The organism is Microbacterium sp. (assembly GCF_052099035.1).
In the GTDB taxonomy this organism is placed as follows: domain Bacteria; phylum Actinomycetota; class Actinomycetes; order Actinomycetales; family Microbacteriaceae; genus Microbacterium.
Genome location: NZ_JBQDSX010000036.1, coordinates 1 through 21,686, shown reverse-complemented (window position 1 = coordinate 21,686; position 21,686 = coordinate 1). Strand labels below are relative to the sequence as shown.

Genomic DNA, 21,686 nt, shown 5'->3' with positions numbered 1-21,686 from the left:
CACGGCGCGCCCGATCACAACGCCAGGTGCACCCGCAGGGCGTCGTCGATCGCCCCCATGAGCTCGGCGGGAACCCAGCCGACAGGGCGGACGACACGCGCCACGGGAATTGTACGGACCTGCTCGGCCTGAGCCTTCGAATCGCGTTCCAGACCCGTCGCTGCCGCGGTGAGGAGCACCTGAAACGGCAGCACTCGGGAGACGTTCGACGTCACCGGAACCACAGTGATCGTGGCGTGAGTGCTCCGGCTCGCCACACCATTCGCCGCGTTGTTGCTGACGACCACGGCCGGGCGCGTCTTGCGAGATTCCGAGCCGACGGTGGGGTCGAACGACACGAGGACGATCTGACTGCGGCGCAACAGACTGACCGTCATGCAGATGCGATTCCGTCGTTCGTCGCGAGATCCCAGTCGTCGTCATACCCCTCAGCGAGTGCCTCGGCGTAGGCGTCAGTCAAGCGACTCTCGCGCAGCAGACGCACCGCATCCTGGATCGCGGCGGAGCGCGACGCATAGCGACCCGTCAGGGCCTCGGTCTCGAGAAACGCGAGATCTTCGTCGCTCAAGCTGAGGCTGATCTTCGTACTTCCCATAACGGGATGCTACTCCGGTAGCATCAGTTTTGCTACCGGAGCAGCGTGTGCGTCAGCGCTTGCCGACGATCTGACGACCGACGAGGTCGCGCATGATCTCGTTCGTGCCGCCGTAGATGCGGTGCACGCGGGCGTCCGTGAAGGCGCGGGCGATCGGGTACTCCATGATGTAGCCGTAACCGCCATGCAGCTGCACGCCGATGTCGAGCACCTCCCACTCGCGCTCCGTCGCCCAGAACTTGACCTTGGCCGCATCCTCAGCGGTGAGCTTCTTGTCGCGGTAGGCCAGCATCGCACGGTCGACGTAGGCCCACATCGCCTCGGTGGTCGTAACCATGTCCGCCAGACGGAAGCGCGTGTTCTGGAAATCCGCGATGCGCTCGCCGAACGCCTCACGGTCCTTGGTGTAGGTGACCGTCCAGTCCACCGCGGCCTGAGCGGCGGCAGCAGCAGCAACACCGATCGACAGACGCTCGAGCGGCAGGTTCATCATCAGCTGGATGAAGCCCTGACCCTCCTTGCCGCTGATCAGGTTCTCTTCGGGAACGAACACGTCCGTGAAGCTGAGCTCTGCGGTGTCCCATCCGTGGAAGCCCATCTTGCTGAGCTTCTTGCCCTGGTCGAAGCCCTCCATCCCCTTCTCAAGGATCAGCAGGCTGAACGCGTCGGGACGGTTGCCTTCACCGGTCTTCACGAATGTGACGACGATGTCGGCGGTGGTGCCGGACGAGATGAATGTCTTCGCGCCGTTGAGGATGTACCCGCCGTCGACCTTCTTCGCGTTGGTCTTGATGCCGCGGAGGTCGGAGCCCGCGCCCGGGTCGGTCATGGCGAGCGCACCGAGCACCTCACCGGTGGCCATGCGCGGCAGCCACTTCTCTTTCTGAGCCTGCGTGCCCATGTGCACGAGGTACGGCACGGCAAGATCGTCCTGTATTCCGAAGGCACCCGCCAGCGACCCCGCACCCGAGGCGATGACCTCTTCGTTGACGATCGCGCGGAAGCGGTAGTCCTGCAGCATGCCGGCGCCGCCGAACTCCTCCGGGACCGAGAGCCCGATGAGCCCTGCCTCGCCCGCAGCACGCATCGTGTCGCGGTCGATCTCGCCCGCAGCATCCCACTTCTCGATGCTCTCGGTGCTCACGTGTCGCTTGACGAAGTCCTTGACCAGATCGCGGAATGCCTCGTGGTCCTCGTCGTAGATGTCGCGTTCCATGCCGTCCTCCCGAACGTATTCTGGCGCCGAACGTGTCAGGCACCGTTGCTCCGCTGAGTCTATGCCGGGGATCGGATGCAACGACAGGGCATTGTGAGAATGCATCCCGCGATGCGTGAGACTGAGTACCGCATTTGTGGGATGCCACAGATCCGGACGTCCGGACGCCCGGATGCGCGATTCAGTGCGCGTAGTCGGGAGCTGCTGGCAGAGCGAAGAACTCCTCGAGTGTGTGGTAGCCGCCTTCGTGATACGCGCTGGCGAGCTCCGGTCCGACGTAGCGGAGATGCCAGGGCTCCGGCTCGTACCCCGTGGTGCCGGTCGCGTCGGCTTCGTAGCGGACGATGAAGCCGTACTCCCACGCGTGCGCGGCGACCCATTCGCTCTCAGCCGTGGCGCCGAACGCGTCGATTCCACCGCATCCACTGTCGCAAGCCACGACGTCGACAGCGAGACCGGTCTGGTGCTCACTGAACCCCGGACGCGCCGATCCGAGATCTGCCTCAGCCTGCCCGGCCGCGCTCACCTGACCGGAATAGTTCGACACCTGCAGCCCGTACGAGCGGTACGCGTTGTTCATTCCGAGCACACCCGAACCGGATGCGTTCAGCGCCTCAGCCATGTCCCCGAGAGCGGCCGCGGTATCCGTTCGGATCAATCGTGACGCTGTCGTCGTCTGAACCGGCGCCTCCGTCATCTGCGACGGCTCGTAGTCCTCGGGCGCGAGCGGGTGGGTCTTGTTCACGACCACCCATCGACGCGCGGGATCTGCCAGAGAGATGCATGGAGCGCTGCCAGCCACGATCGCGTCCCGGAAGTCCGCTCCGCCTCCGAACGCGGCGATCACCGCCTCGTCGTCGCCCGCTGCCAGCGCGTCGACCACTGCCGGCTCTCCGCACGGATCGGCCGGTGCGACAGAGGCGAACTCCACGCTGGGCAGTTGCGCGGCCACAGCCGGGAGGGGCGGAGCCACAGCATCCGCCGTCGGCGTCACCTCTGTCATGGCCCACATCGCCCCGAGCGCCGTCACCGCGAGGCCGATCGGCAGAGCGATCGTCAGCACGCGTGAACGGGGGGACGCGTGCCGGGGGTGCATGGCGCCTCTCATGGATTCCATTCTCTCTTAACGAACCAGTGCTCCCTTCATCCACCTTCGAACATATTTCGCATGATTAGTTGACTTAATGTCGATTCTTTGTTCGAATAAGTGCATGCGCTGGCAGGGACAGGCTCTCGACGAGACGGATGCTGAGGCACTCCCCGGTCTCGAGAATCGCAGCGGCATCGTGAGAACAGTGACGACGCCAGAATTCGCCGGAATGACCTTTCACGAGGTGCTGGCGAAGTCGGCGCTCAATCGCGTTCCGGCCGGCTCGCGGATGCCGTTCAGCTGGACGATCAACCCCTACCGCGGATGCAGTCATGCCTGTCTCTACTGCTTCGCGCGAGGAACCCACCAGTACCTCGATCTCGATGGCGGTGCAGACTTCGACTCCCAGATCGTCGTGAAGACGAACGTCGCCGAGGTGCTGCAGAAAGAACTGCGTCGTGGCAGCTGGCGACATGAGATGGTCGCACTGGGCACCAACACCGACCCTTATCAGCGCGCAGAGGGCCGCTACCGGCTCATGCCGGACATCGTCCGCGCCCTGACCGAATCCGGTACGCCGATATCGATCCTCACCAAGGGAACGCTGATCCGCCGCGATGTCCCCTTGCTCGTGGATGCCGCAGCATCCGTCCCCATCGACATCTCGATGTCGATCGCCATGTACGACGACGAGCTTCAGCATTCGATCGAGCCGGGCACGCCGAGCACCCAAGCACGCCTCGACACGGTCCGGGCGCTGACGAACGCGGGATTCCGCGTCAGCGTCTTCTTGATGCCGGTCTTGCCTCACCTCACCGACTCGGTCGCCGCCATCGATACGGCACTGCAGAAGATCGCGAGCGCCGGTGCGGATCACGTGATCTACGGCGCCCTCCACCTGCGGACCGGAGTGAAGAGCTGGTTCATGCAGTGGCTCCAGCGCGAACATCCCGAGCTGATGTCGTCCTATCGCGTGCTGTATCCGGGGGCAGCGGCGAATGCGCCGAAGGAGTACCGTCAGTGGCTCGCGCGGCGAGTGAGACCGCTCATTCGCGCATACGGCCTGGAGGCACGACACTCGGACGCTGGGGTGCCCGCGCCACGACTCCCCTCAGCAGCGGTTGCGGCTGCTCCCGCCCCGACGCTGTTCTGAACGACGCTGTTCTGAGGGACGCTGTCTTCTACTCCGTGCGGCACACGACCGTAGCGGTCAGAGTCGCAGGCACTTCGGTGCCGGTGCTCAAATCCAGCTCGCCCGCCGACGGCGACTCGCCCTCCGGAATCTCGACGAGCGTCGCGGTCCCTTCCAGCGACACCACCGAAGCACTTGATGATCCGTCGTCGGCCGATGTGATCTGTGCGTCACCGCTCCCGAGGAAGCCGACATAGAGATCGTCGAGGACAAAGGCACGAATCTGTCCGGAATCACCGCCTGCGGGCAGGCTGACCGAGGATGCTACGTCGGAGTCCGAGAACGCCTGCAGCATCCGTGCCGAGCACCCCTGCTTATCCGGATGCGCGCGCACTGTCTCACTGCGGCCGTCGATCTCGTATGTGATCTCGATCGTGGGTTCCGTCGGCGCGACGGCAACTGGCTCCGGCGATGCGCTGTCGTGGGTCGGCTGTTCGCCTGCCGCGCAACCGGAGAGGAGAAGGAGAGCGACGGTTGCTGCGGAGATGGTGGAGAGTGCACGCCTCACTGCGCGCACACCAGATCAGCGGTCAGGCTGCCCTCGACCTCAGCTGCACCATCGATATCGAATTCGCCGATCGGCTCCCCGTCATCGGCGGCGTACTCCACGACCTGCACGACTCCCGGTGCGTCCTCGACACGCACATGGCCATCCGTATGCGAAATATCAAGCGTGTCGGCCGTGAAGTAGACGATCCTCTCGTCGTACACCCAGGCACTGCCGTACGAGCCGAGCGAGTCGTCACCGAAGCTCAGTCGCACGCTGTACTGCGTTCCCTCTATACCCAGGCTCGATGCCTCGGTCTCGGTGCACGTCACGGTGTCAGGGTGGGCGGTCACCGTGTGCTCCGCTCCGTCCTGCTCGTAGGCGATCGACACCGTCGAGGGCGAGCTCGAACACCCGGCCAGGCCCAGCGCTACCAGGGCTACTGCCCCCGCAGCAACGATCGGGCTGCGCCTCATCGAGTCCACGCAGACCTGCGTCGCACGTCGAACGCGCCGATGTCCTCGGTGTGCTGCAGCGCACGCCCTCGCGCGCTGGCGGCGATAGCGTTCAGGCGGCCCATATTCGCGTTCCACTCCCGTTGCGCCAGCGCATACGCTTCGCGTGCCTCACCGTTCCACTGGCGCTCGAGCACCTGCAACGTCTGATCGAGTTTTTCGAGCAGCTCGGAGATCCCCTCGAGCCCGGTCTGAATGTCCTTGAGCGTGACGGCCGTGGACGCAGCAACCTTGATCACTTCAACTCCCCCTCGCGCATAGCATCGATAACGTATCTCGCATCCCTCGGGAGTTCGCTCTCCTTCAGAATCGGAAACCCGCCCGACTCGAGCAGCGTCGAGAGCTTCGCGTCGCCGCTCAGCACCGCGCGCACGCGCTTGCGCAGCTCCGAACCGGTATCCGGGTCATCGGCGAGCCGGGTCAGATCGCGTCTCACCTCCTGGATCACGGGCGCAGACGCCGGAATCCAGTCCACAAGCGGTCGCTCGTTCGTCGCTCCGGTCGGGCGGAACCACTTGTCCGCTTCATCCGACATCTCAGAAAGTCGCTCTTCCCTTTTCATCTCCGCCCCGTTCATGCGGTCTCCGCCATGGTCGGAATGTGCAGTTCGGCGGTGACGTCGCTGAGGTCCGAGGAGAGATGCGCCACAGCATCCAACGTCGTCAGCACGGTCATCGCCGTCTGCAAGCCGTCCCACACATCTTTCAGCCGCTTCGCCGCCCACAGCAGCGAGATCCCACCGACGGCCCCACCGGCGACAGGCCCAACGCCCGTCTCCACTGTCGCCGCGCCCGCGCTGAAAGCCACAACTGCGACGATCAGCGCGTCCACGAAGCCATATGCAGCGCCGGAAAGGGCTTCGAATTCGAGGTCGACCCCTTCAAGGAAGTCGCTGAAGTTTCCTGCCCCTGTTTTGAGTTCCCTGCCCGCGCTCCGCAACCGTTCGATCAGGTCAGCGAGATACTCCTGCGCACTGTTGGCGGCATAGCCCTGCCAATACACGCTGATGGCGCCCGCCGAGGATTCGAGGTTGCCGGCCAGGTCGCCCAGGAGCGTGCCCATGCCGTCGAGCATGTACTGGAACTTGTACAGATCGACCCACCGGCCCCCGAACATCTCCAGCAGATCTTCTTTCAGCGTCTGGGCTCCGAGCCAGCCCATCACCGTCCACGCCCACTCCGAAGGGCTGAGAATATCGCCAGGCACAAGATTCGCGCTCTGTTCATTGATCGAGTCGAACTGTCCGCCTGCATCGCAGTAGTAGCCGATTCCGCCCGCATTGAGCGAATAGACCGGGAAGAGATCCTCGTCCTCGGTGCGGTCGTACGTCGGAGCGATCTCCGCCGCTGAACGCCGCCCCGGGGCTTCCGGATCGAAATCGTTGTACTCGGCCGGGTCGTAGGCGTCCAGCTCCGCGGCCGTCTGCATGTCGATGCCGCGCGCTTCTTCGGCCACGTCACGCAACTCGGTCGCGACTCCGGTCAAGACCAGCTGCACATGAGAGAAGAAGGTGCTGAGGCCGCCGCTGATCTCCCGTGCCGCGTCTGCAGCACCCGTATAGAGCGGATGACCGTCGGCGCTGCCGACAGGATGATCGTCTGTCCATGCCTTGGCATCACCCATTATCTGGGCGCCTTCGTCGAACGCCCTGGCCTGATCGTCCAGGCCTCCCGGCAGAATCCAGAAGTCGGTATCCGACATGCTCCCCCTCAGGTGGCAGATATTCGGGACGAGTTTACTCGCGTGCGGTCGGTGCGAGTCGCCACCCTGACACGCGTAGGCTCGAGCCTTATGGCCATCGGTGCAACGATCCACACTTTCACAGTGCAGCTGGCGAACATGGATCGCGGCGTCTACGACGATTTCACGCTTCGTGCGGCGCGGCATCCGTCCGAGACGGACGCCTACATGGTGACGAGGCTCCTCGCGTACTGCCTGGAGTACACCGAGGGAATCGCATTCGGCGAGGGCATCTCCTCCACCGACGAGCCGGCGGTCATCGTCCGTGACCTCACCGGGGCGATCACGGCCTGGATCGAGGTCGGCGCCCCGGATGCCGAACGGCTGCACCACGGCAGCAGGCTCGCCGAGAGGGTTGCCGTCTACACGCATCGCGACCCTGCCAAAGTCACAGCGCCCTGGGCCGGCAAGCGAATCCACAATGTCGAGGCGATCGAGGTCTTCAGCTTCGACCCCGGCTTCATCGACAGCGCGGTCCGCGAGCTCGAGCGACGCAGCACCGTGACGCTCACGGTCACCGAAGGCCAGCTGTATCTCGACCTGAACGGGACGACACTGAGCTCGGCCCTGCATACGCGCGCTGCGGTGTGAACTCCCCGCTCATAACTCCTCATGAATGCACGCGAAAGGGCCCGGAAAGAACTTCCGGGCCCCGAAACCGCAGACTACTGCGGAGTTATGAACGCGATCAGGCGGTGAGCTCGGCCTCGGTGGGCATGCGCCCTGCAAGCTCTTCGATGATGTCGTCACCGATGCGCGCCTTCTCGAACGGCGCATCGATCTCGGCCCGCCCCAGCAGCTCGCTCATGCGGCGCTCACGCTGACGCGTGATCAGCGTGACGACACGTCCGGCGCGACCAGCGCGACCGGTGCGACCCGAGCGGTGCATGTACGTCTTGTACTCGTCGGGCGCATCGGCCTGGATCACGAGATCGATGTCATCGACGTGGATGCCGCGGGCAGCGACGTCCGTTGCGACGAGCACGTTCACTCGGCCCGAGGTCATGCGCTGCAGGTTGCGCGTTCGCTTGGCCTGGTTCAGATCTCCGTGCAGCGACACCGCCGGGATGCCGGCATCGTCGAACTGCTCGGCGAGCATCTCGGCGTACGCGCGCGTGCGGGCGAAGACGAGCGTCTTGCCGCCACGGTCGACCATCGAGGTGAGGATCTCGGCCTTGTCGCGGTGGTCGATCACGAGTACGCGGTGGTCGATGGTGCCCGAGTCCTGGTCTTCACCGGCGACCTCGTACACGGCCGGGTCCACGAGGAACTCCTCGACGAGAGCGGCGACCTCGCGGTCGAGCGTCGCCGAGAACAGCAGCTTCTGGCTGCCCTCTGCCGTGTGGCGCAGAATGCGCTGCACGGGCTCGACGAATCCGAGCTCGCACATGTGGTCGGCTTCGTCGAGCACCGCGATGCGGCACTCCGAGAGGTCGAGCTTGCGCTGGTTGATGAGGTCCTCGATGCGGCCAGGGGTGCCGATCACGATGTCGACGCCCTTCTTCAGCGCACCGACCTGGCGTCCCTGCGGGACACCGCCGTAGATCTGCGTGGTGAACAGGCCGACGCTACGCGCGATGGGCTGGACGGTGCGGTCGATCTGCAGCGCGAGCTCGCGCGTCGGAGCGAGGATGATCGCCTGAGGGTTGCGACCGAACTCGCGGCGCTTGCCGGCCTGGCCCTTCAGGATGCTCTCGACCAGCGGAGCGCCGAAGGCGATGGTCTTTCCGGAACCGGTGCGGCCGCGACCGAGAACGTCGCGCCCCTCGAGGATCGACGGGATCGTCGCCGCCTGGATCGGGAAGGGCGCTGAGGCACCCATGCCGCTCAGGGTGTCGACGATGTTCGATCCGAGACCGAGGTCGCCGAACGAGGTGCCCTCGACCTCGGGTGCTGCGATGACCTTCGCCGCGAGCTTCTCGTGGACGACGTCCTCGGTCGGCTCGAACTTCGCACCCTTGTGGGAAGAGCCTGCCGAAGCATTCCAGTTGTCGCGGGCCGGACGGTGCTCGCGCTCGTCACGACGCGGGCGGTCGTCCCGACGGGGACGGTCGCTGTGCGAAGGACGCTCGCCACGGTTCGGACGGTCACCATACGACGGTCGGTCGTCGCGGCTCGGACGGTCGTCGCGGCTCGGACGGTCACCATAGGAAGGACGGTCATCACGACGGGGACGGTCGCCCTGTGCTCCGGTGCCGCGATCATCGCGACGAGGGCGGTCGCCGTACGACGGACGGTCATCACGGTTCGGACGCTCGTCGCGGTTGAAGCGAGGGCGGTCGCCACCGCGCTCGTTGTTGAAACGGGGACGCTCCCCCTGGAAGCGTGGGCGGTCTCCGCCACGGTCATCCCGACGGGGACGGTCCTCGAATCGACGCTCGCCGCTGCGCTCGTCATCGCGACGGGGACGCTCGTTGCGGTCGCCGCCGAAACGCGCCCGGTCACCCTGGTTCGGACGCTCGTCACGGTTGAAACGGGGACGGTCACCCTCGAAACGGGGACGGTCTCCCTGGAAACGCGGGCGGTCTCCCTGGAAACGGGGACGGTCTCCGCCGCGGTCATCGCGCCGCGGACGGTCGTCGAAACGGCCGTCGCCCGACGGACGGTCGTTGCTGTAGCGGCGCTCGCCCTGCGAACCGCGCTCGTCACGGTGGTGCGGGCTCTCGCGGCGACCGGACTCCGCACGGCCACGGATGCCCCGAGACTCGTCGCGACCGGCACGGTCCTGGTCAGACCAGCGGCGCTTGGGAGCGCCGGCATCCGCTTCGGCGGGACGGTAGCCGCGGTGGCCCGGGCTCTTGTTTCCGGGACGACGGTCGAACCGGTCGCCACCGGACCCGCGAGGGCTCGACGAGCGGCGATCCGACGAGAAGCTGCGCTCCCCGGCATCCGACCGCTCATCGCGCGAGTCACGCGAATCGCGACCGGGCGCGGGACGGGAACCTGCGCCAGCATGACGGTCGTGGAACGACGTCTTCTTCGCGTAGCGCGGCTCGAAGTTTCGGGACGGGCGACCGCCCTTGGGCTTGCCATTCTTAGGCATGGGATTTCCTGACTGTCTCTGACACGAGAACAGCATCCGCCCTGTCTATGCAGGGCTGCGTGCGCACAGAGCTCAGCGCACGGCGGATATACCCGGGCATTCATCGGCCGGGGCCATTCATGTGATGGTTGATAACCATCGGCCCCTGGGCTCACACATGATGCAAAGTCTCCCGCTTTGTCGCGGGTGCCCGAAGCCGACCGTGCAAGTTTACCCGACGCGCCTGAGAACGTGCCCGTACGATGTCTGAGTGAGCTCACTCTCCCCTACCGGCACCCAGATCCATCTCTCCCGCGGCACTGTCACAGCACAGATCGCCCAGGTCGGAGCATCCCTTCGCGGGCTCGCGGTCGGCGGCGTCGATCTCGTCGCACGCTATCCCGAGGACATCCCGACGCCATCGTGCTCGGGTGTCGTCCTCGCGCCGTGGCCGAATCGCGTTCGCGACGGCGTATGGCGGGATGCTGGAACCGTCCGACAGCTCTCGATCAGCGAGCCGAAACTAAACAACGCCATCCACGGGCTGCTGCGATTCACCGCGTACGAGATCGAGCAGTCGGATGCCGCAGCCACGCTCCGCGCGACGATCCACCCGCAGACCGGGTATCCGTACGAGATCGAGACGTCGGTCACGTATGCGCTCACGGATGCCGGCATCGAGGTCACGCACACCCTGACGAACCGGTCGGACACCGAGGCCCCCGTCGCTCTCGGCACTCATCCCTTCGTGACGATCGGCGACGTCGACCCGCGAAATCTCGTGCTGCGGGTTCCCGCGCAGACGCTGCTCGAAACCGACGAACGGATGCTGCCGCTCAAGGCCACTCCGGCGTCGGAGGAGCTGCGCACCGGCGTGCGTCTGGGCGGTGTCACGCTCGACACGGGCTTCGCCGACCTCACCCCCGACGACGATGGACGGGTGAGGCATTCACTGACCGCCCCGGACGGTCGCCGGGTCACGGTGTGGCAGGGCCCGGAGTTCGAGTTCGTGCAGGTGTTCACCACCACGAACTATCCGGACCACGTCCTCGCCGTCGCGATCGAGCCGATGACCACTCCGGTCGACGGGCTCAACAGCGGCCTCGGCATCCGCCGTCTCTCGCCCGGCGAGACCTGGACCCTCTCCTGGGGCATCGACCTCACCTGACCCCACCGAGACTCCAAGGCCCCACCGGTCAGCTGTGCGCGTCGCGCAGCTCCCGGCGGGTGAGCGGCTGCCCGGCAGCATCCGCATTCGGAGCATCCGGAGACGGCTCGTCATCGGAACCGGTGTCTGCGGAACCGGCATCCGGCCCGGCCTTGCGCGCCCGACGACGCTCACGCGCGCCCTCGACGAGGTTGTAGAGCGTCGGCAGCACGATCAGCGTCAGCACTGTCGACGAGACCAGACCGCCGATCACGACGATCGCGAGCGGCTGCGAGATGAACCCGCCGTGCCCGGTGACCCCGAGCGCCATCGGCGTCAGCGCGAAGATCGTCGCCAGCGCCGTCATCAGGATCGGCCGCAGACGCTTCTCGCCACCGGCCATCACGGCCTCCGCTGTCGCCAGGCCCTTCTCGCGATACTGGTTCACCAGATCCACGAGCACGATCGCGTTCGTCACGACGATGCCGATGAGCATCAGCACACCGATGAGGGATGCGACGCCCAGCGGCACCCCGGTCACGATCTGCAGCAGGATCGCGCCCGTCGCCGCGAACGGCACCGACACGAGCAGCAGCAGCGGCTGGCGCAGCGACTTGAAGGTGGCCACCATCACGACGTAGACGATGAGGATCGCAGCCAGCATCGCGAGTCCCAGCTGCGAGAACGAGTCTGCCTGCTGCGATGCAACGCCGCCGACCTCGGCAGAGGCGCCATCAGGAAGCTCTACCGCTTCCAGCGCTGCGGAGACGGACGCCGTCGCGGTGGCGAGGTTGTCCGACGCCGGCGGCACCGTGATGGTCGCCGTGCGGCGGCCCTGCTGAGTCGTGATCGACGTCGGTCCCTCGCGCTGTTCGATCGTGGCGATGTCCTGCAGCTCGATCGGACCGAGCGCACTCGGAATCGTCAGCGTCCGCAGCTCGTCGATGGTCGCCGGGGGCTCATTCGTTGCGATGTACACCGTCAGCGACGTCTCATCCAGCTCGATCGATCCCGCTGTCTGAGGACGCATCGTGCTCGACACGAGCGAACCAACCGCGACCTCGGACAGCCCGCGGTCCGCAGCGGCCTGACGATCCACGGCCACTGCGATGTACGGCAGGGATGCTGCGAGGTTGTCCGTGATCGCCCCGATGCCGTCGCGGCCTTCGAGCTCTGCGGTCACAGCCTCGGTCGCTGCGGTCAGGTCTTCGCCGTTCGACGCGGTGATGACCACTTCGATGTCGCTCGAGCCGAAGCCTGCTGCGGCGTTGACGCTGATTTCACCGACGCCTTCCAGACCGTCGACAGCATCAAGGACGTCAGCGCGAAGCTGCTCCTGGTCAACGTCGGCGGAAGTCATGATCGAGTACGTCACGCCGGCGCCGCCGGAGAAGGCATCGCGGAGCGAAGAACCGCTCGAACCGATCGACACCTGCACGTTCTCGATGCCGTCGATGCCGTCGAGTGCTTCTTCGACGATGACTGCCGCCGCATCCTTCGCCTCGAGGCTCGCGGTCGGACCGAGGTCCTGCGTGACGGTCATCGTGTTCTGGCCGGTGTCGCTGAGGAAGTTGACCTTCATCAGCGGAGCGGCCGCGAGCGTCGCGCCGAGCACGACGACGGCGAGGATGACGGTGAGACCGGAGTGCTTGAGCGTCCAGTGGAGGATTGGACGGTATCCGCGCTGCAGCCGTGTCGGCGGAGCATCCTCATGCTCGGGATCGATGACCGCGCCATGCTCGTCCGTGAGTTCCTTGCCGGGCCTGAGGAACCAGTAGGCCAGCACGGGAACGATCGTGAGCGAGACGAGGAGGGATGCGACCATCGCGATCGTGACGGTCATCGCGAACGGCCGGAACAGCTCCCCGACCATGTCGCCGACGAAAACGATGGGCAGGAAGACGGCCACGGTCGTGATGGTGGATGCTGTGACCGCAGAGGCCACCTCGCGCACCGCGAGCCGGATCGCATCACCCTTGTCGGCATCGCCGACATAGTGCCGCTTGATGTTCTCGATCACGACGATGGAGTCGTCGACGACGCGGCCGATCGCGATCGTGAGTGCGCCGAGGGTGAGGATGTTCAGCGAGTAGCCGAACGCCTGCAACCCGACGAAAGTGATGAGCACGCTGGTGGGGATCGAGATCGCGGTGACCAGCGTCGATCGGATCGATAGCAGGAACACCAGGATGACGATGACGGCGAAAACGAGGCCGAGCAGCCCCTCCGTGGCGAGCGTGTCGATCGACTGGACGATGAACGGAGCCTGATCGAACACGACCGTGAACTCGGCGTCCGGGAAGGCGTCGCGCAGCTCGTCGAGCGTGGCGATCACGCCCTTGGAGACGTCCACCGTGTTCGCCGCCGGAAGCTTGGTGATCGAGATCGAGAGAGCGTCTTCGCCGTTCACGCGCGAGATCGATGAGGTCGGGTCGGTCCCCAGTTCGACCGTGGCGACATCGGCGATCGTGGCATCCGTACCCACCAGCGGGAGCGCTGCGAGCTCGTCGACGGACGTGATCTTCGCACCGGTCTGGACCGTCAGGGTCTGCCCGTCCTCGGTGATGTCACCGCCCGGGAACAGCGTGCCGTTCTGGTCCAGCGCATCCTTGATCGCCTGGGTGCTCACGCCCGCCGCGGCCAGCTTCGCGGTGTCAGGGGTGATCGTGATGCGCTGTCCGACGCCACCGACGATCTCAGCGGCGTTGACGCCGTCGACGTCTTCCAGTTTGGGGATCGCGACGTTCTCGAGGTCGGCCTGTGCCGTCTCCGCATCCGCGAAGCCGGTGACCGCGACCTGGATCACCGGGAAGTCATCGATCGACACCGACAGAACCTGCGGTTCGACATCGGCGGGCAGAGTCGACGAGATGCGGTTGATCGCCTGCTGCATCTTCTGCTCGGCCGTGGCGAGGTTCTCACCGTAGGTGAATGTCGCCTGGATGATCGAGGCGTTGGTCGTGCTCGTCGCGGTCGTCGATTCGAGACCTGGTACGCCCTGGATGGCGCTCTCGATCGGCGTCGACACGTCGTTCTCGACGACCTCAGGTGAGGCACCCGGGTAGGTCGTCATGACGACGAGCGCAGGCAGCTCGAGAGAAGGGATGAGCTCCTGCTTCAGGTTCGTCAGCGCGAGCCCACCGAAGACGGCGGCGACGATCGTGATGAGGGCGATCAGCGCGCGGTTGCGCAGACTGAAGACGGCGAGATTCGACAAGGCTTGTTCTCTCTGGGATCAGGTGGTGCGGCTGTCGGCGCCGAGGATGTCGGCGAGTGCGTTTTCGATGAGGTGACCAGGCAGCGGAACATCGTTGATCTGCGAGTGCCACAGTACGCCGTCGAGGAAGACGGCCGCTGCTGTGGACCGCTCCTCTCCGTATTCCGGTGCGAGGATCGCGATGAGATCGCGCGACCAGGCACGAGCGAGCTCGCGGAGCTTCGGATCGCGCACTGCGGTTGTGACGACGGCCCGATCGGCCTCGACACCACTGGCATCAGCGACCGCGGCGGACAGGAATCTGGCGATCGCCGCGGGGGTCGCACCCTCGGCGGCGAGCGTCTCGCGCATCCGCTGCATCTGCACTTCGACGTGCTCGACGAGCAGCTGGAGCGCCGCCTCGCGGAGATCATCGAGCGTGTCGAAGTACTGCGTCGTCGCCCCGAGCGGGACATCGGCGCGCGCGGCGACCATGCGGTGCGTGATGGCATCCACGCCGACCTCGACGATCAGCTCGGCGGCCGCGAGCACGATCGCGTTGCGGCGCGCCTCCGGGTCACGCCGGCGGCGTGCGGAATCGGGCATGATCCTCCTGGACGATCTGTACATGTACTTTTGTACAGAAAAGTTCTGTGGAGTGGCTGAGTAGCGTCGTGCCGAGCGCCTCCCGCCTAGAGGTTCGCTTCGGCGTAGATGCGCAGCGCGTCGCGGACGAATTCCGCGCCGCGGGTGCCACCGTCGGCGGTCGCGTAGTTCGCTCCGAAGCGCGGGTCGGCGACGTACATCTCGCCGAGACCCGTGACGTAGGCCTTCGTTGCAGCATCCGACCCCTGTGCTTCGACAGGCTCAGCAACCGGCCGAAGGGCGGATGCCGGCGTGCCAGGTACGCTCGTCAGCCACTCCACGTGGCGCTTCGCGAGCACCTGCGCCCGATCGGAGTCCGGAGTTGCGCCGCTCTCGGCGGCTGCGACCCAGTCACGGGAGAGGTCGGAAACACGCTGCTGCCAGTCAGACTTCTCCGCCCCAGACAGGCCCCGCCACCAGCGGTCGCCGTCGGCGTATGCCTTCTTACCCCACCGGTCTTCGACCTCGTCCTTGTACTGGATGTGGTCGAACCCGTCGAACATGTTCTCTGCCATGAGAGATTCACCTGCTTTCACTGCATTGATAGTCGTCTCGACCGACGCGATCTGTCGTGTCAGCCGGTTCTGCTCCTCGCGCAGATACGCGAGATGCGTCTCGAGAGCGGATGCTTCGCTGCTCTCCCGCGAGAGCACTTCGCCGATCTGCGGCAGACCGAGCCCGAGCTCCCGCAGCAGCAGGATCCGCTGCAGCCGCACGAGGGCGGCCTGGTCGTAGTGCCGGTAGCCGTTGTGCGCGATGCGCGACGGGGCCAGCAGCCCGATGTCGTCATAGTGACGCAGCGTCCTGCTCGTGGTTCCCGCCAGCCGTGCGATCTCCTGGATCGACCAGTCGTGTGTGCTCACGGCATCCTCCTTTCGTCTCGATATGACCACTGTAAAAGTTGACGTTGCGTCAAGGTCAACCGGTCTCTGAACGATTCCTTGACAAACTCGCGATATATCGTGTTATTCTCTTGACACGCGATATATCGCGATCATTCAACCTCAGGAGAACCCATGACCGAGAAGTGGCTCATCGCCCCCGGTGAGGAACGCGTCATCGACATCGCCCACGCAACCCGGCTCAAGATCGGACTGGTCGGCGGACAGGTGGACATCATCGCCCACGACGAACCCGGCATCCGCATCGAAGTGAGCGGTGTGACGGTGAAAGACCTCCGCATCGAATCCGACGGAACGCAGATCGAGATCGACCATCCGCAGTTGGGCTGGGACAACTTCCTCGAAGTGTTCCGCAACTTCGGCGGCGGCGGCCCGCGCGCCGAAGTCAGCGTCGCCGTCCCCCGCAGCATCGCGCTGAACCTCGGCGTCGTCAGCGCCGGCGCGCTCGTCTCCGGCCTCACCAACGACGCCCGACTCAACACCGTCTCCGGCGACATCATCGTCGACACCCACATCGGTGATCTCACGCTGAACTCCGTCTCCGGCGACGTGCAGGTGCGCGGCCTCACCGGAACGGCGAACGCGAACAGCGTCTCCGGCGATGTCGCACTCACGGGCTCGGTCCGCAAGGCGACCGTCGACACGGTGTCCGGCAGCATCTGGGTGGATGCCGCGGGCGCGGTGAACACGATCAACCTGAACACGGTCTCGGGCAACAGCACGATCCGCCTCGAAGAGACCCTCCCCGCCAACTATGTCGTGCGCTCGATGAGCGGCGGCGTACTGATCGACGGCGTCGACCGCGCAGGTTCCCGTCCGACCAGCTTCACCGGTTCGACCGGCGAGCTCGCCGGATCCTTCGTCGACATCCGCTCGAACTCGGTATCGGGTGACACGACGGTACTGCGTCGTCCGCTGACGACTGTCGCAGATGACGAGGAGTGGGACTCATGAGTCCCGCCGTCTTCTCGCACGGCGACCTGCGGCTGTACCTGCTGTCGCTGCTCGCCGAGGCGCCGCAGCACGGCTACGGCATCATCCAGGCGCTGACCGATCGCACCGGCGGCACATACACGCCGAGTGCCGGCACCATCTATCCGCGGCTCGCGAAGCTCGAAGAAGAGGGCCTGGTTTCCAAGACGGTCGACGGGCGCACCACGATCTACGCGATCACGGATGCCGGACGTGCCGAACTCGCCGAACGCGAAGGCGACCTCGCGGGCATCGAATCCGGCCTCGCCGACTCGGTGCGACTCATCGCGAACGAGGTGCGTCAGAGCGTGCAGGAGGCGATGAAGAGCCTCCGTGCCGACCTGGCATCCGCCGCACACGACGAGCGCAACGCCGCCAAGGCGCGCCCGTCGACGGCTGCTCCGATGAGCGAGGAGCGCACCACCAGTCGTGAGCAGCTGCATCGTGCCGATGCATCCATCAATGCGTTCCGCGCCCGGGTGCGCACTGATCTGCGCACGCACGTCGCGCGCGGCGGCGCCCTCGCAGAGGGCGTGGTCACCGACCTCGAGCGCGCTCTGGATGCCGCGGCCCAAGCGGTGTCCAACGCCCTCACCCGCTAATCAGGCGCCGAGGCCCCCTCTGGCTGTCCACGCCCCCCGTGAAATGCGTGATTCACGAGGGGCGTCGGCGACCAGAGGGGGCCTCGGCGTGCGGGGTAGGGCGGGGGCGCGCGGGCGCGCAGCGCGCGGCGGCGCGGGCTACTCGGTCCAGATCTCGGCCTGGTCGTCGGGAACTTCCTGCTCCAGCGGGACGACCAAGACCGAACGGTGCTGCCGGTGAGCGAGCCGAGCGGCGACGGAACCGGTGAAGAACTCGCGGATCGACTCCCCGAGCCCCCGCTTGCGAGTTCCGACGACGATGAGCTGGGCGTCGAGTTTGTTCGCCAGTTGCTTGATCGCCAGCGCCGGATCGCCGACCAGCTGGCGGGCGGTCCACTCCAGGCCGCTGGTCTCAAGAACGGATGCCGCGGCGACCTGCACGTCGTCGAATTCCGCAGCTCCCGCCTCAATGTTCAGATCGATCGGAGCGGAGTGGACGTAGCCGTCCGGATCCTCATATGTCACGAACCGCGTGACGTCGACGTGCGCGACCACGAGGGGCACTCCGAGCAGCTTCGCGTAGCGCGCGGCCTCGCTCAGGACATGCGGGGACTGATCGGGCTGCATCCCGACGATCACGGCCTTCTGCAGCGCCGCATTCTGGCTGGCTTCGTCGGACGGGGAGGAGGTCTGGTCAGTCATGAGAATCGGTCCCTTCACCTGCCGGCGAAGGCCAGAGGACCTGGCCCTCGTGCTATCCTGAATGCTACTCTTACCGGCCGTTAGCCGGTGTCGTGAAATGCTACGGGCCTCTAAACGTCCGAAGCCTAACTCGTAAGGGGGTCTCGCGCATGGGCCGTGGCCGTCAAAAAGCGAAACACACCAAAATCGCCCGCGAACTCAAGGCGTACAGTCCGTCCTTGAATACCTCCGCGCTCGAGCGTGAGCTTGCTCACCCATCTGACGACGAAAACGCTTACGTCGACAAGTGGGCCGATGAGTACGCGGACGAAGACGAAGACGAACTCGAAAAGGCCTGAGCCGCGAGTTCAGTCTTCGCCGACCCGACCATGCCTCACGTCGTCGGCCTCTTTCGTCATCCGGTCAAAGGTTTTACGCCGGAGCGACGTGATGCGCTGACGATCCAACCGGACGGTCGGGTGGCCGGTGATCGCGTCCTCGCGTTCCGATTCGCGGATGCCGCGACTCCGGAACAGCGCGACGGTCTCGATTACTGGCCGAAGTCCCAGGGTATGGCACTACAGGACTTCCCTGCCCTCGCCGCGTTGCGGTTGTCCTACGACGATGAGGCCGGGCGCATCAGAGTGGTGCACGGGGACCAGCTCCTCGCCGACGTCGGACTCGACACCGACGGACGTGCCGATCTCGAGGCGGCACTTACTCGATTCGTGCTCGACTCCTCCGACGCGCGACGACTGAAACGTGACGGGCGCCTGCCTCTGCGACTCGTCGGCGACGGCGTGCACTCGCGCTTCCAGGATCGGGCGCGCGGCTACGTCTCCGTGCACAGCACCGCCAGCGTCACAGCACTCGGCGAAGCACTGGAACTACCGATCGATGACCGCCGGTTCCGCTCGAACATCGTGATCGATGGCATCGGCCCCAGTGACGAACTCACCTGGGCTGGTCGTGTCCGCATCGGCGATGTGGCCTTCCATGCCGAGTGTCCGATCATCCGATGCCTCGCGACCCATGCCAATCCCGACACCGGTGTGCGCGACGCTCCGGTGCTGAAGACGCTCACCGGTCGCCTGGGAATGAGCGAACCTGCGCTCGGGCGCCTGCTGCTGCTCCCCGGCGTGAGCCGCGATGTCGAAGACCGATCCGGCCACGGCGGTGTCATCCGCATCGGCGATGAGGTCGTCGTCGGCTGAACCGAAACCGGCTCACCGACGGTTCACCAGCGGCCGTACCGACGTTCCCACTCGTCCTCGACGGTGCGCCGGCGACCGGCGATGAGGCCGAACGGGGTCGCGACGACGAGCACGGCGGCAATGACGAGCAGTGACACCGTCCAATTCCCCGTGTTCTCGTGCAGCACACCGACCAACAGGGGAAAAACTGCGGCGAATATATAGCCGGCGCTCTGCACGAAACTGCTCAGTGCCACAGCGCTCTCCGGCGTACGGGCACGGATGCTGATGAGCACGAGCGCCAGCGGGAACAGCACGCCGACCAGACCGAAGATGGCGACCCACAGCCACACCGTGACCGTGTTCGACCAGAACAGCAGGCCGGCGAGTCCGACGAAGCCGCTGATGATGCCGACGACGAACACCGACCGCGTCGCTTGGAAGCGCACGACCAGAATCGGCACGAGAAGTGATGCCGGCAGGCTCATGATCGCGAACAACGACAGCAGCAGCCCCGCAACCGCGGCGGAGACCCCGGCGACATCCGTGACGATCGCGGGAAGCCACGCGAACGAGACGTACGCCATGGTCGACGACGTGCCGAAGACGACGGCGATGGACCAGGCCAGCGGCAGCCTCAGCAGGCGCGCGAACACGCGTGAACTCGGCGGGGCCACGACGATCGGACCGGTCGACAGTTCGGCGGGATCGATGCGGTCGGGAATCGCCGGCGGTGCAGGAACAGAATCCGGCGCCACGATGACCGCATTCGTTCGCCCGCTCACGAGCATGATGATCCACGGCACGGCACCGGCGACGGCGAACACGCCCCAGAGCCCCAGCGACATCCGCCAGCCCGCGGCATCCGCCAGCGGTACTGCCACCAGAGGAGGCAGGAACGTGGACACCGACATCGCCGTCGTGTAGAGCGTCAGCATCATGCCGATGCGGTCGGGGAAGTACTTCTTCACCAGCGGCGGCACGAGGATGTTCCCCATGCCCACCCCGGCGAAGATCAGCACAGAGGTGACCAGCAGCGAGATCGCATCGAACGACAGTCCGCGCAGTACCAGCCCCGTGGCGATCACGATGAGCGCGATGACCGTGACGCGCTCGATGCCGAAGCGCCGCTCGAACAGCGGCGTGCACAGCCCGAAGATCGCGAAACAGACAGGCGGCGCGGTGCCGATCAGGCCGACGACCGCGGTCGGCAGGGTGAACTCCGCGGCGACGTGATCCAGCAGCGGCGACAGCGACGCGACGGCCGAGCGCAGCGAGAATGCGCAGAGCAGGATGCCGAGGACGGCGAGCGCGCGTCCTCGCCACAGTGGACGTGTGGCTGTCACGACGTCTGCGAGCTCTCCACCCAGTCGAGGTACTCCTCGGTGACGGTTCCGGTCACGTATCGCCCGTCGAAGCAGCTCATGTCGAGATCGGTCACCTCTGAGCCCTCGATGATCGCCGCCTTGAGATCCTCGACCTCCTGGTAGACGAGGTGGTCGACGCCCAGCTCCTCCGCGATCTCCGGGATCGTCCGACCGTGCGCGATGAGCTCGTGCTTGGAGGGCATGTTGATGCCGTACACGTGCGGGTACCGCACCGGCGGCGCGGCAGATGCGAACGTGACCGAGAGGGCACCGGCATCCCGGGCCATCTGGATGATCTGCTTGCTGGTGGTCCCGCGCACGATCGAGTCGTCGATCAGCAGCACGTTCTTGCCCTCGAACTCGGCCGGCATCGCGTTGAGCTTCTGACGGACGCTCTTCTTGCGCACCGCCTGGCCGGGCATGATGAAGGTGCGACCGACGTAACGGTTCTTGTAGAAGCCCTCGCGGTATTCGATGCCGAGCTTGCGCGCGACCTCCATGGCTGACGGACGTGCGGAGTCCGGGATCGGCATGACGACGTCGATCTTCTCGCGGGGCACGTGCTTGGCGATCGTGTCGGCCAGGCGATCGCCCATGCGCAGGCGCGACTCGTAGACCGCGATGCCGTTCATGGTCGAGTCGGGGCGCGCGAGGTAGACGTATTCGAAGGCGCACGGGTAGAGCTTCGGATCGGATGCGCACTGCTGCGTGTGCAGCTCGCCCTTATCGGTGATGAAGACGGCTTCGCCGGGGGCGACCTCACGGACGACTTCGTAGTCGCCGTTCTCGAGCACGAGCGATTCGCTCGCGACGACCCATTCGTCCTGCGCGGTCCCGTCGGATGCTGCACCGTCACGGCGCCCCAGGATCAGCGGGCGGATGCCGTAGGGATCGCGGAACGCGAGCAGACCGTACCCGGCGATCACGGCGATCACGGCGTAGGCGCCCTCGATGCGCTCGTGCGTGCGGGCGACCGCCTCGAAGATGCGCTCGGGGTCGAGATCGACATCGGATGTCGTCGACTGCAGTTCACCGGCGAGCACGTTCAGCAGCAGCTCGGTGTCACTGGACGAGTTCAGGTGCCGACGGTCGCGCTTGGCCATCTCGGCGGTGAGCTCACGCGTGTTGGTGAGGTTGCCGTTGTG

23 protein-coding genes are annotated in these 21,686 nt (G+C 65.8%); 7 read left to right on the top strand and 16 right to left on the bottom strand.

Going from position 1 to position 21,686, the window contains the following annotated elements; all coding sequences use genetic code 11:
• Positions 1 to 14: 14 nt before the first annotated feature.
• The 4 genes from ACTIAO_RS11705 to ACTIAO_RS11690 all read right to left on the bottom strand — a co-directional run bounded on the left by ACTIAO_RS11705 (position 15) and on the right by ACTIAO_RS11690 (position 2,919).
• Positions 15 to 377 carry a type II toxin-antitoxin system PemK/MazF family toxin gene (locus ACTIAO_RS11705; RefSeq protein ID WP_441906403.1) on the bottom strand — a complete coding sequence of 121 codons (363 nt, stop codon included), beginning with the start codon at positions 375 to 377 and terminating at the stop codon, positions 15 to 17.
• Entirely contained in the window at positions 374 to 595 is a 222-nt protein-coding gene (locus ACTIAO_RS11700) for a ribbon-helix-helix domain-containing protein (RefSeq protein ID WP_441906402.1), read from the bottom strand. Before ACTIAO_RS11700 ends, ACTIAO_RS11705 begins: the two co-directional genes overlap by 4 nt.
• A gap of 52 nt (positions 596 to 647) precedes the next feature.
• The gene (locus ACTIAO_RS11695; RefSeq protein WP_441906401.1) at positions 648 to 1,811 is read right to left on the bottom strand and encodes an acyl-CoA dehydrogenase family protein; all 1,164 of its coding nucleotides are present in this window, start codon (positions 1,809 to 1,811) and stop codon (positions 648 to 650) included.
• A gap of 181 nt (positions 1,812 to 1,992) precedes the next feature.
• A complete protein-coding gene (locus tag ACTIAO_RS11690; protein ID WP_441906400.1) occupies positions 1,993 to 2,919 on the bottom strand; it encodes a M15 family metallopeptidase in 927 nt (308 codons plus the stop codon).
• A 103-nt stretch (positions 2,920 to 3,022) separates the two neighbouring features.
• Here ACTIAO_RS11690 and ACTIAO_RS11685 point away from each other — a divergent pair, with 103 nt between their 5' ends.
• The gene (locus ACTIAO_RS11685; protein ID WP_441906399.1) at positions 3,023 to 4,054 is read left to right on the top strand and encodes an Rv2578c family radical SAM protein; all 1,032 of its coding nucleotides are present in this window, start codon (positions 3,023 to 3,025) and stop codon (positions 4,052 to 4,054) included.
• A 28-nt stretch (positions 4,055 to 4,082) separates the two neighbouring features.
• Here ACTIAO_RS11685 and ACTIAO_RS11680 read toward each other — a convergent pair whose 3' ends face one another.
• Genes ACTIAO_RS11680 through ACTIAO_RS11660 form a run of 5 tightly spaced genes read right to left on the bottom strand, consistent with a single transcriptional unit; the run spans position 4,083 to position 6,796 of the window.
• Positions 4,083 to 4,601, bottom strand: coding sequence for a hypothetical protein (locus ACTIAO_RS11680; protein WP_441906398.1), 519 nt, complete (start codon positions 4,599 to 4,601; stop codon positions 4,083 to 4,085).
• On the bottom strand, positions 4,598 to 5,065 hold the full coding sequence (locus ACTIAO_RS11675) for a hypothetical protein (protein ID WP_441906397.1): 468 nt from the start codon (positions 5,063 to 5,065) through the stop codon (positions 4,598 to 4,600). Before ACTIAO_RS11675 ends, ACTIAO_RS11680 begins: the two co-directional genes overlap by 4 nt.
• Positions 5,053 to 5,334 (bottom strand): WXG100 family type VII secretion target, encoded by a 282-nt coding sequence (locus ACTIAO_RS11670; RefSeq protein ID WP_441906396.1) that lies wholly within the window; start codon positions 5,332 to 5,334, stop codon positions 5,053 to 5,055. Before ACTIAO_RS11670 ends, ACTIAO_RS11675 begins: the two co-directional genes overlap by 13 nt.
• Positions 5,331 to 5,630: a hypothetical protein gene (locus ACTIAO_RS11665; RefSeq protein ID WP_441906395.1), complete on the bottom strand. Its 300-nt coding sequence runs from the start codon at positions 5,628 to 5,630 to the stop codon at positions 5,331 to 5,333. The genes ACTIAO_RS11670 and ACTIAO_RS11665 overlap by 4 nt, the downstream gene beginning before the upstream one ends.
• A gap of 38 nt (positions 5,631 to 5,668) precedes the next feature.
• The gene (locus ACTIAO_RS11660; protein ID WP_441906394.1) at positions 5,669 to 6,796 is read right to left on the bottom strand and encodes a hypothetical protein; all 1,128 of its coding nucleotides are present in this window, start codon (positions 6,794 to 6,796) and stop codon (positions 5,669 to 5,671) included.
• Positions 6,797 to 6,886: 90 nt separating this feature from the next.
• On the opposite strand from ACTIAO_RS11660, the gene ACTIAO_RS11655 reads away from it, so the two are divergent.
• Positions 6,887 to 7,426: a YaeQ family protein gene (locus ACTIAO_RS11655; RefSeq protein ID WP_441906393.1), complete on the top strand. Its 540-nt coding sequence runs from the start codon at positions 6,887 to 6,889 to the stop codon at positions 7,424 to 7,426.
• Positions 7,427 to 7,523: 97 nt separating this feature from the next.
• Here the strand turns inward: ACTIAO_RS11655 and ACTIAO_RS11650 are convergent, their stop codons facing one another.
• On the bottom strand, positions 7,524 to 9,878 hold the full coding sequence (locus ACTIAO_RS11650; RefSeq protein ID WP_441906392.1) for a DEAD/DEAH box helicase: 2,355 nt from the start codon (positions 9,876 to 9,878) through the stop codon (positions 7,524 to 7,526).
• Between the two features lie 250 nt (positions 9,879 to 10,128).
• On the opposite strand from ACTIAO_RS11650, the gene ACTIAO_RS11645 reads away from it, so the two are divergent.
• Entirely contained in the window at positions 10,129 to 11,025 is an 897-nt protein-coding gene (locus tag ACTIAO_RS11645) for an aldose 1-epimerase family protein (protein WP_441906391.1), read from the top strand.
• Positions 11,026 to 11,053: 28 nt separating this feature from the next.
• Here the strand turns inward: ACTIAO_RS11645 and ACTIAO_RS11640 are convergent, their stop codons facing one another.
• The 3 genes from ACTIAO_RS11640 to ACTIAO_RS11630 form a co-directional block, all read right to left on the bottom strand.
• Positions 11,054 to 14,221 (bottom strand): efflux RND transporter permease subunit, encoded by a 3,168-nt coding sequence (locus tag ACTIAO_RS11640; protein WP_441906390.1) that lies wholly within the window; start codon positions 14,219 to 14,221, stop codon positions 11,054 to 11,056.
• Between the two features lie 18 nt (positions 14,222 to 14,239).
• Entirely contained in the window at positions 14,240 to 14,806 is a 567-nt protein-coding gene (locus ACTIAO_RS11635) for a TetR/AcrR family transcriptional regulator (RefSeq protein WP_441906389.1), read from the bottom strand.
• Positions 14,807 to 14,892: 86 nt separating this feature from the next.
• Complete coding sequence (locus tag ACTIAO_RS11630; protein ID WP_441906388.1) at positions 14,893 to 15,708, bottom strand: MerR family transcriptional regulator; 816 nt, start codon at positions 15,706 to 15,708, stop codon at positions 14,893 to 14,895.
• Positions 15,709 to 15,861: 153 nt separating this feature from the next.
• Here ACTIAO_RS11630 and ACTIAO_RS11625 point away from each other — a divergent pair, with 153 nt between their 5' ends.
• A complete protein-coding gene (locus ACTIAO_RS11625; protein ID WP_441906387.1) occupies positions 15,862 to 16,701 on the top strand; it encodes a DUF4097 family beta strand repeat-containing protein in 840 nt (279 codons plus the stop codon).
• The gene (locus ACTIAO_RS11620; RefSeq protein ID WP_441906385.1) at positions 16,698 to 17,321 is read left to right on the top strand and encodes a PadR family transcriptional regulator; all 624 of its coding nucleotides are present in this window, start codon (positions 16,698 to 16,700) and stop codon (positions 17,319 to 17,321) included. The genes ACTIAO_RS11625 and ACTIAO_RS11620 overlap by 4 nt, the downstream gene beginning before the upstream one ends.
• Positions 17,322 to 17,459: 138 nt before the next feature.
• On the opposite strand, the gene ACTIAO_RS11615 is transcribed toward ACTIAO_RS11620, so the two are convergent.
• Complete coding sequence (locus tag ACTIAO_RS11615) at positions 17,460 to 18,002, bottom strand: universal stress protein (RefSeq protein ID WP_441906384.1); 543 nt, start codon at positions 18,000 to 18,002, stop codon at positions 17,460 to 17,462.
• A 149-nt stretch (positions 18,003 to 18,151) separates the two neighbouring features.
• Between ACTIAO_RS11615 and ACTIAO_RS11610 the strand changes: the two genes are divergently transcribed.
• Both ACTIAO_RS11610 and ACTIAO_RS11605 read left to right on the top strand, forming a co-directional pair.
• Complete coding sequence (locus tag ACTIAO_RS11610; protein ID WP_206494397.1) at positions 18,152 to 18,340, top strand: DUF3073 domain-containing protein; 189 nt, start codon at positions 18,152 to 18,154, stop codon at positions 18,338 to 18,340.
• Between the two features lie 120 nt (positions 18,341 to 18,460).
• Positions 18,461 to 19,195, top strand: coding sequence for an MOSC domain-containing protein (locus ACTIAO_RS11605; RefSeq protein ID WP_441906383.1), 735 nt, complete (start codon positions 18,461 to 18,463; stop codon positions 19,193 to 19,195).
• A gap of 23 nt (positions 19,196 to 19,218) precedes the next feature.
• On the opposite strand, the gene ACTIAO_RS11600 is transcribed toward ACTIAO_RS11605, so the two are convergent.
• Complete coding sequence (locus tag ACTIAO_RS11600) at positions 19,219 to 20,520, bottom strand: MFS transporter (protein WP_441906382.1); 1,302 nt, start codon at positions 20,518 to 20,520, stop codon at positions 19,219 to 19,221.
• A partial coding sequence (gene purF / locus ACTIAO_RS11595) for an amidophosphoribosyltransferase (protein WP_441906381.1) occupies positions 20,517 to 21,686 on the bottom strand: 1,170 nt, incomplete at its 5' end. The genes purF and ACTIAO_RS11600, both read right to left, overlap by 4 nt.

Excerpts from the sequence above, each read along its gene's own strand:
- ACTIAO_RS11700 (WP_441906402.1), bottom strand. The coding sequence starts at position 595 with ATGGGAAGTACGAAGATCAGCCTCAGCTTGAGCGACGAAGATCTCGCG.
- ACTIAO_RS11615 (WP_441906384.1), bottom strand. The coding sequence starts at position 18,002 with ATGACTGACCAGACCTCCTCCCCGTCCGACGAAGCCAGCCAGAATGCG.
- ACTIAO_RS11685 (WP_441906399.1), top strand. The coding sequence starts at position 3,023 with ATGCGCTGGCAGGGACAGGCTCTCGACGAGACGGATGCTGAGGCACTC.
- ACTIAO_RS11655 (WP_441906393.1), top strand. The coding sequence starts at position 6,887 with ATGGCCATCGGTGCAACGATCCACACTTTCACAGTGCAGCTGGCGAAC.
- ACTIAO_RS11635 (WP_441906389.1), bottom strand. The coding sequence starts at position 14,806 with ATGCCCGATTCCGCACGCCGCCGGCGTGACCCGGAGGCGCGCCGCAAC.
- ACTIAO_RS11690 (WP_441906400.1), bottom strand. The coding sequence starts at position 2,919 with ATGAGAGGCGCCATGCACCCCCGGCACGCGTCCCCCCGTTCACGCGTG.
- ACTIAO_RS11620 (WP_441906385.1), top strand. The coding sequence starts at position 16,698 with ATGAGTCCCGCCGTCTTCTCGCACGGCGACCTGCGGCTGTACCTGCTG.
- ACTIAO_RS11695 (WP_441906401.1), bottom strand. The coding sequence starts at position 1,811 with ATGGAACGCGACATCTACGACGAGGACCACGAGGCATTCCGCGATCTG.
- ACTIAO_RS11665 (WP_441906395.1), bottom strand. The coding sequence starts at position 5,630 with ATGTCGGATGAAGCGGACAAGTGGTTCCGCCCGACCGGAGCGACGAAC.
- ACTIAO_RS11650 (WP_441906392.1), bottom strand. The coding sequence starts at position 9,878 with ATGCCTAAGAATGGCAAGCCCAAGGGCGGTCGCCCGTCCCGAAACTTC.
- ACTIAO_RS11705 (WP_441906403.1), bottom strand. The coding sequence starts at position 377 with ATGACGGTCAGTCTGTTGCGCCGCAGTCAGATCGTCCTCGTGTCGTTC.
- ACTIAO_RS11660 (WP_441906394.1), bottom strand. The coding sequence starts at position 6,796 with ATGTCGGATACCGACTTCTGGATTCTGCCGGGAGGCCTGGACGATCAG.
- ACTIAO_RS11610 (WP_206494397.1), top strand. The coding sequence starts at position 18,152 with ATGGGCCGTGGCCGTCAAAAAGCGAAACACACCAAAATCGCCCGCGAA.
- ACTIAO_RS11625 (WP_441906387.1), top strand. The coding sequence starts at position 15,862 with ATGACCGAGAAGTGGCTCATCGCCCCCGGTGAGGAACGCGTCATCGAC.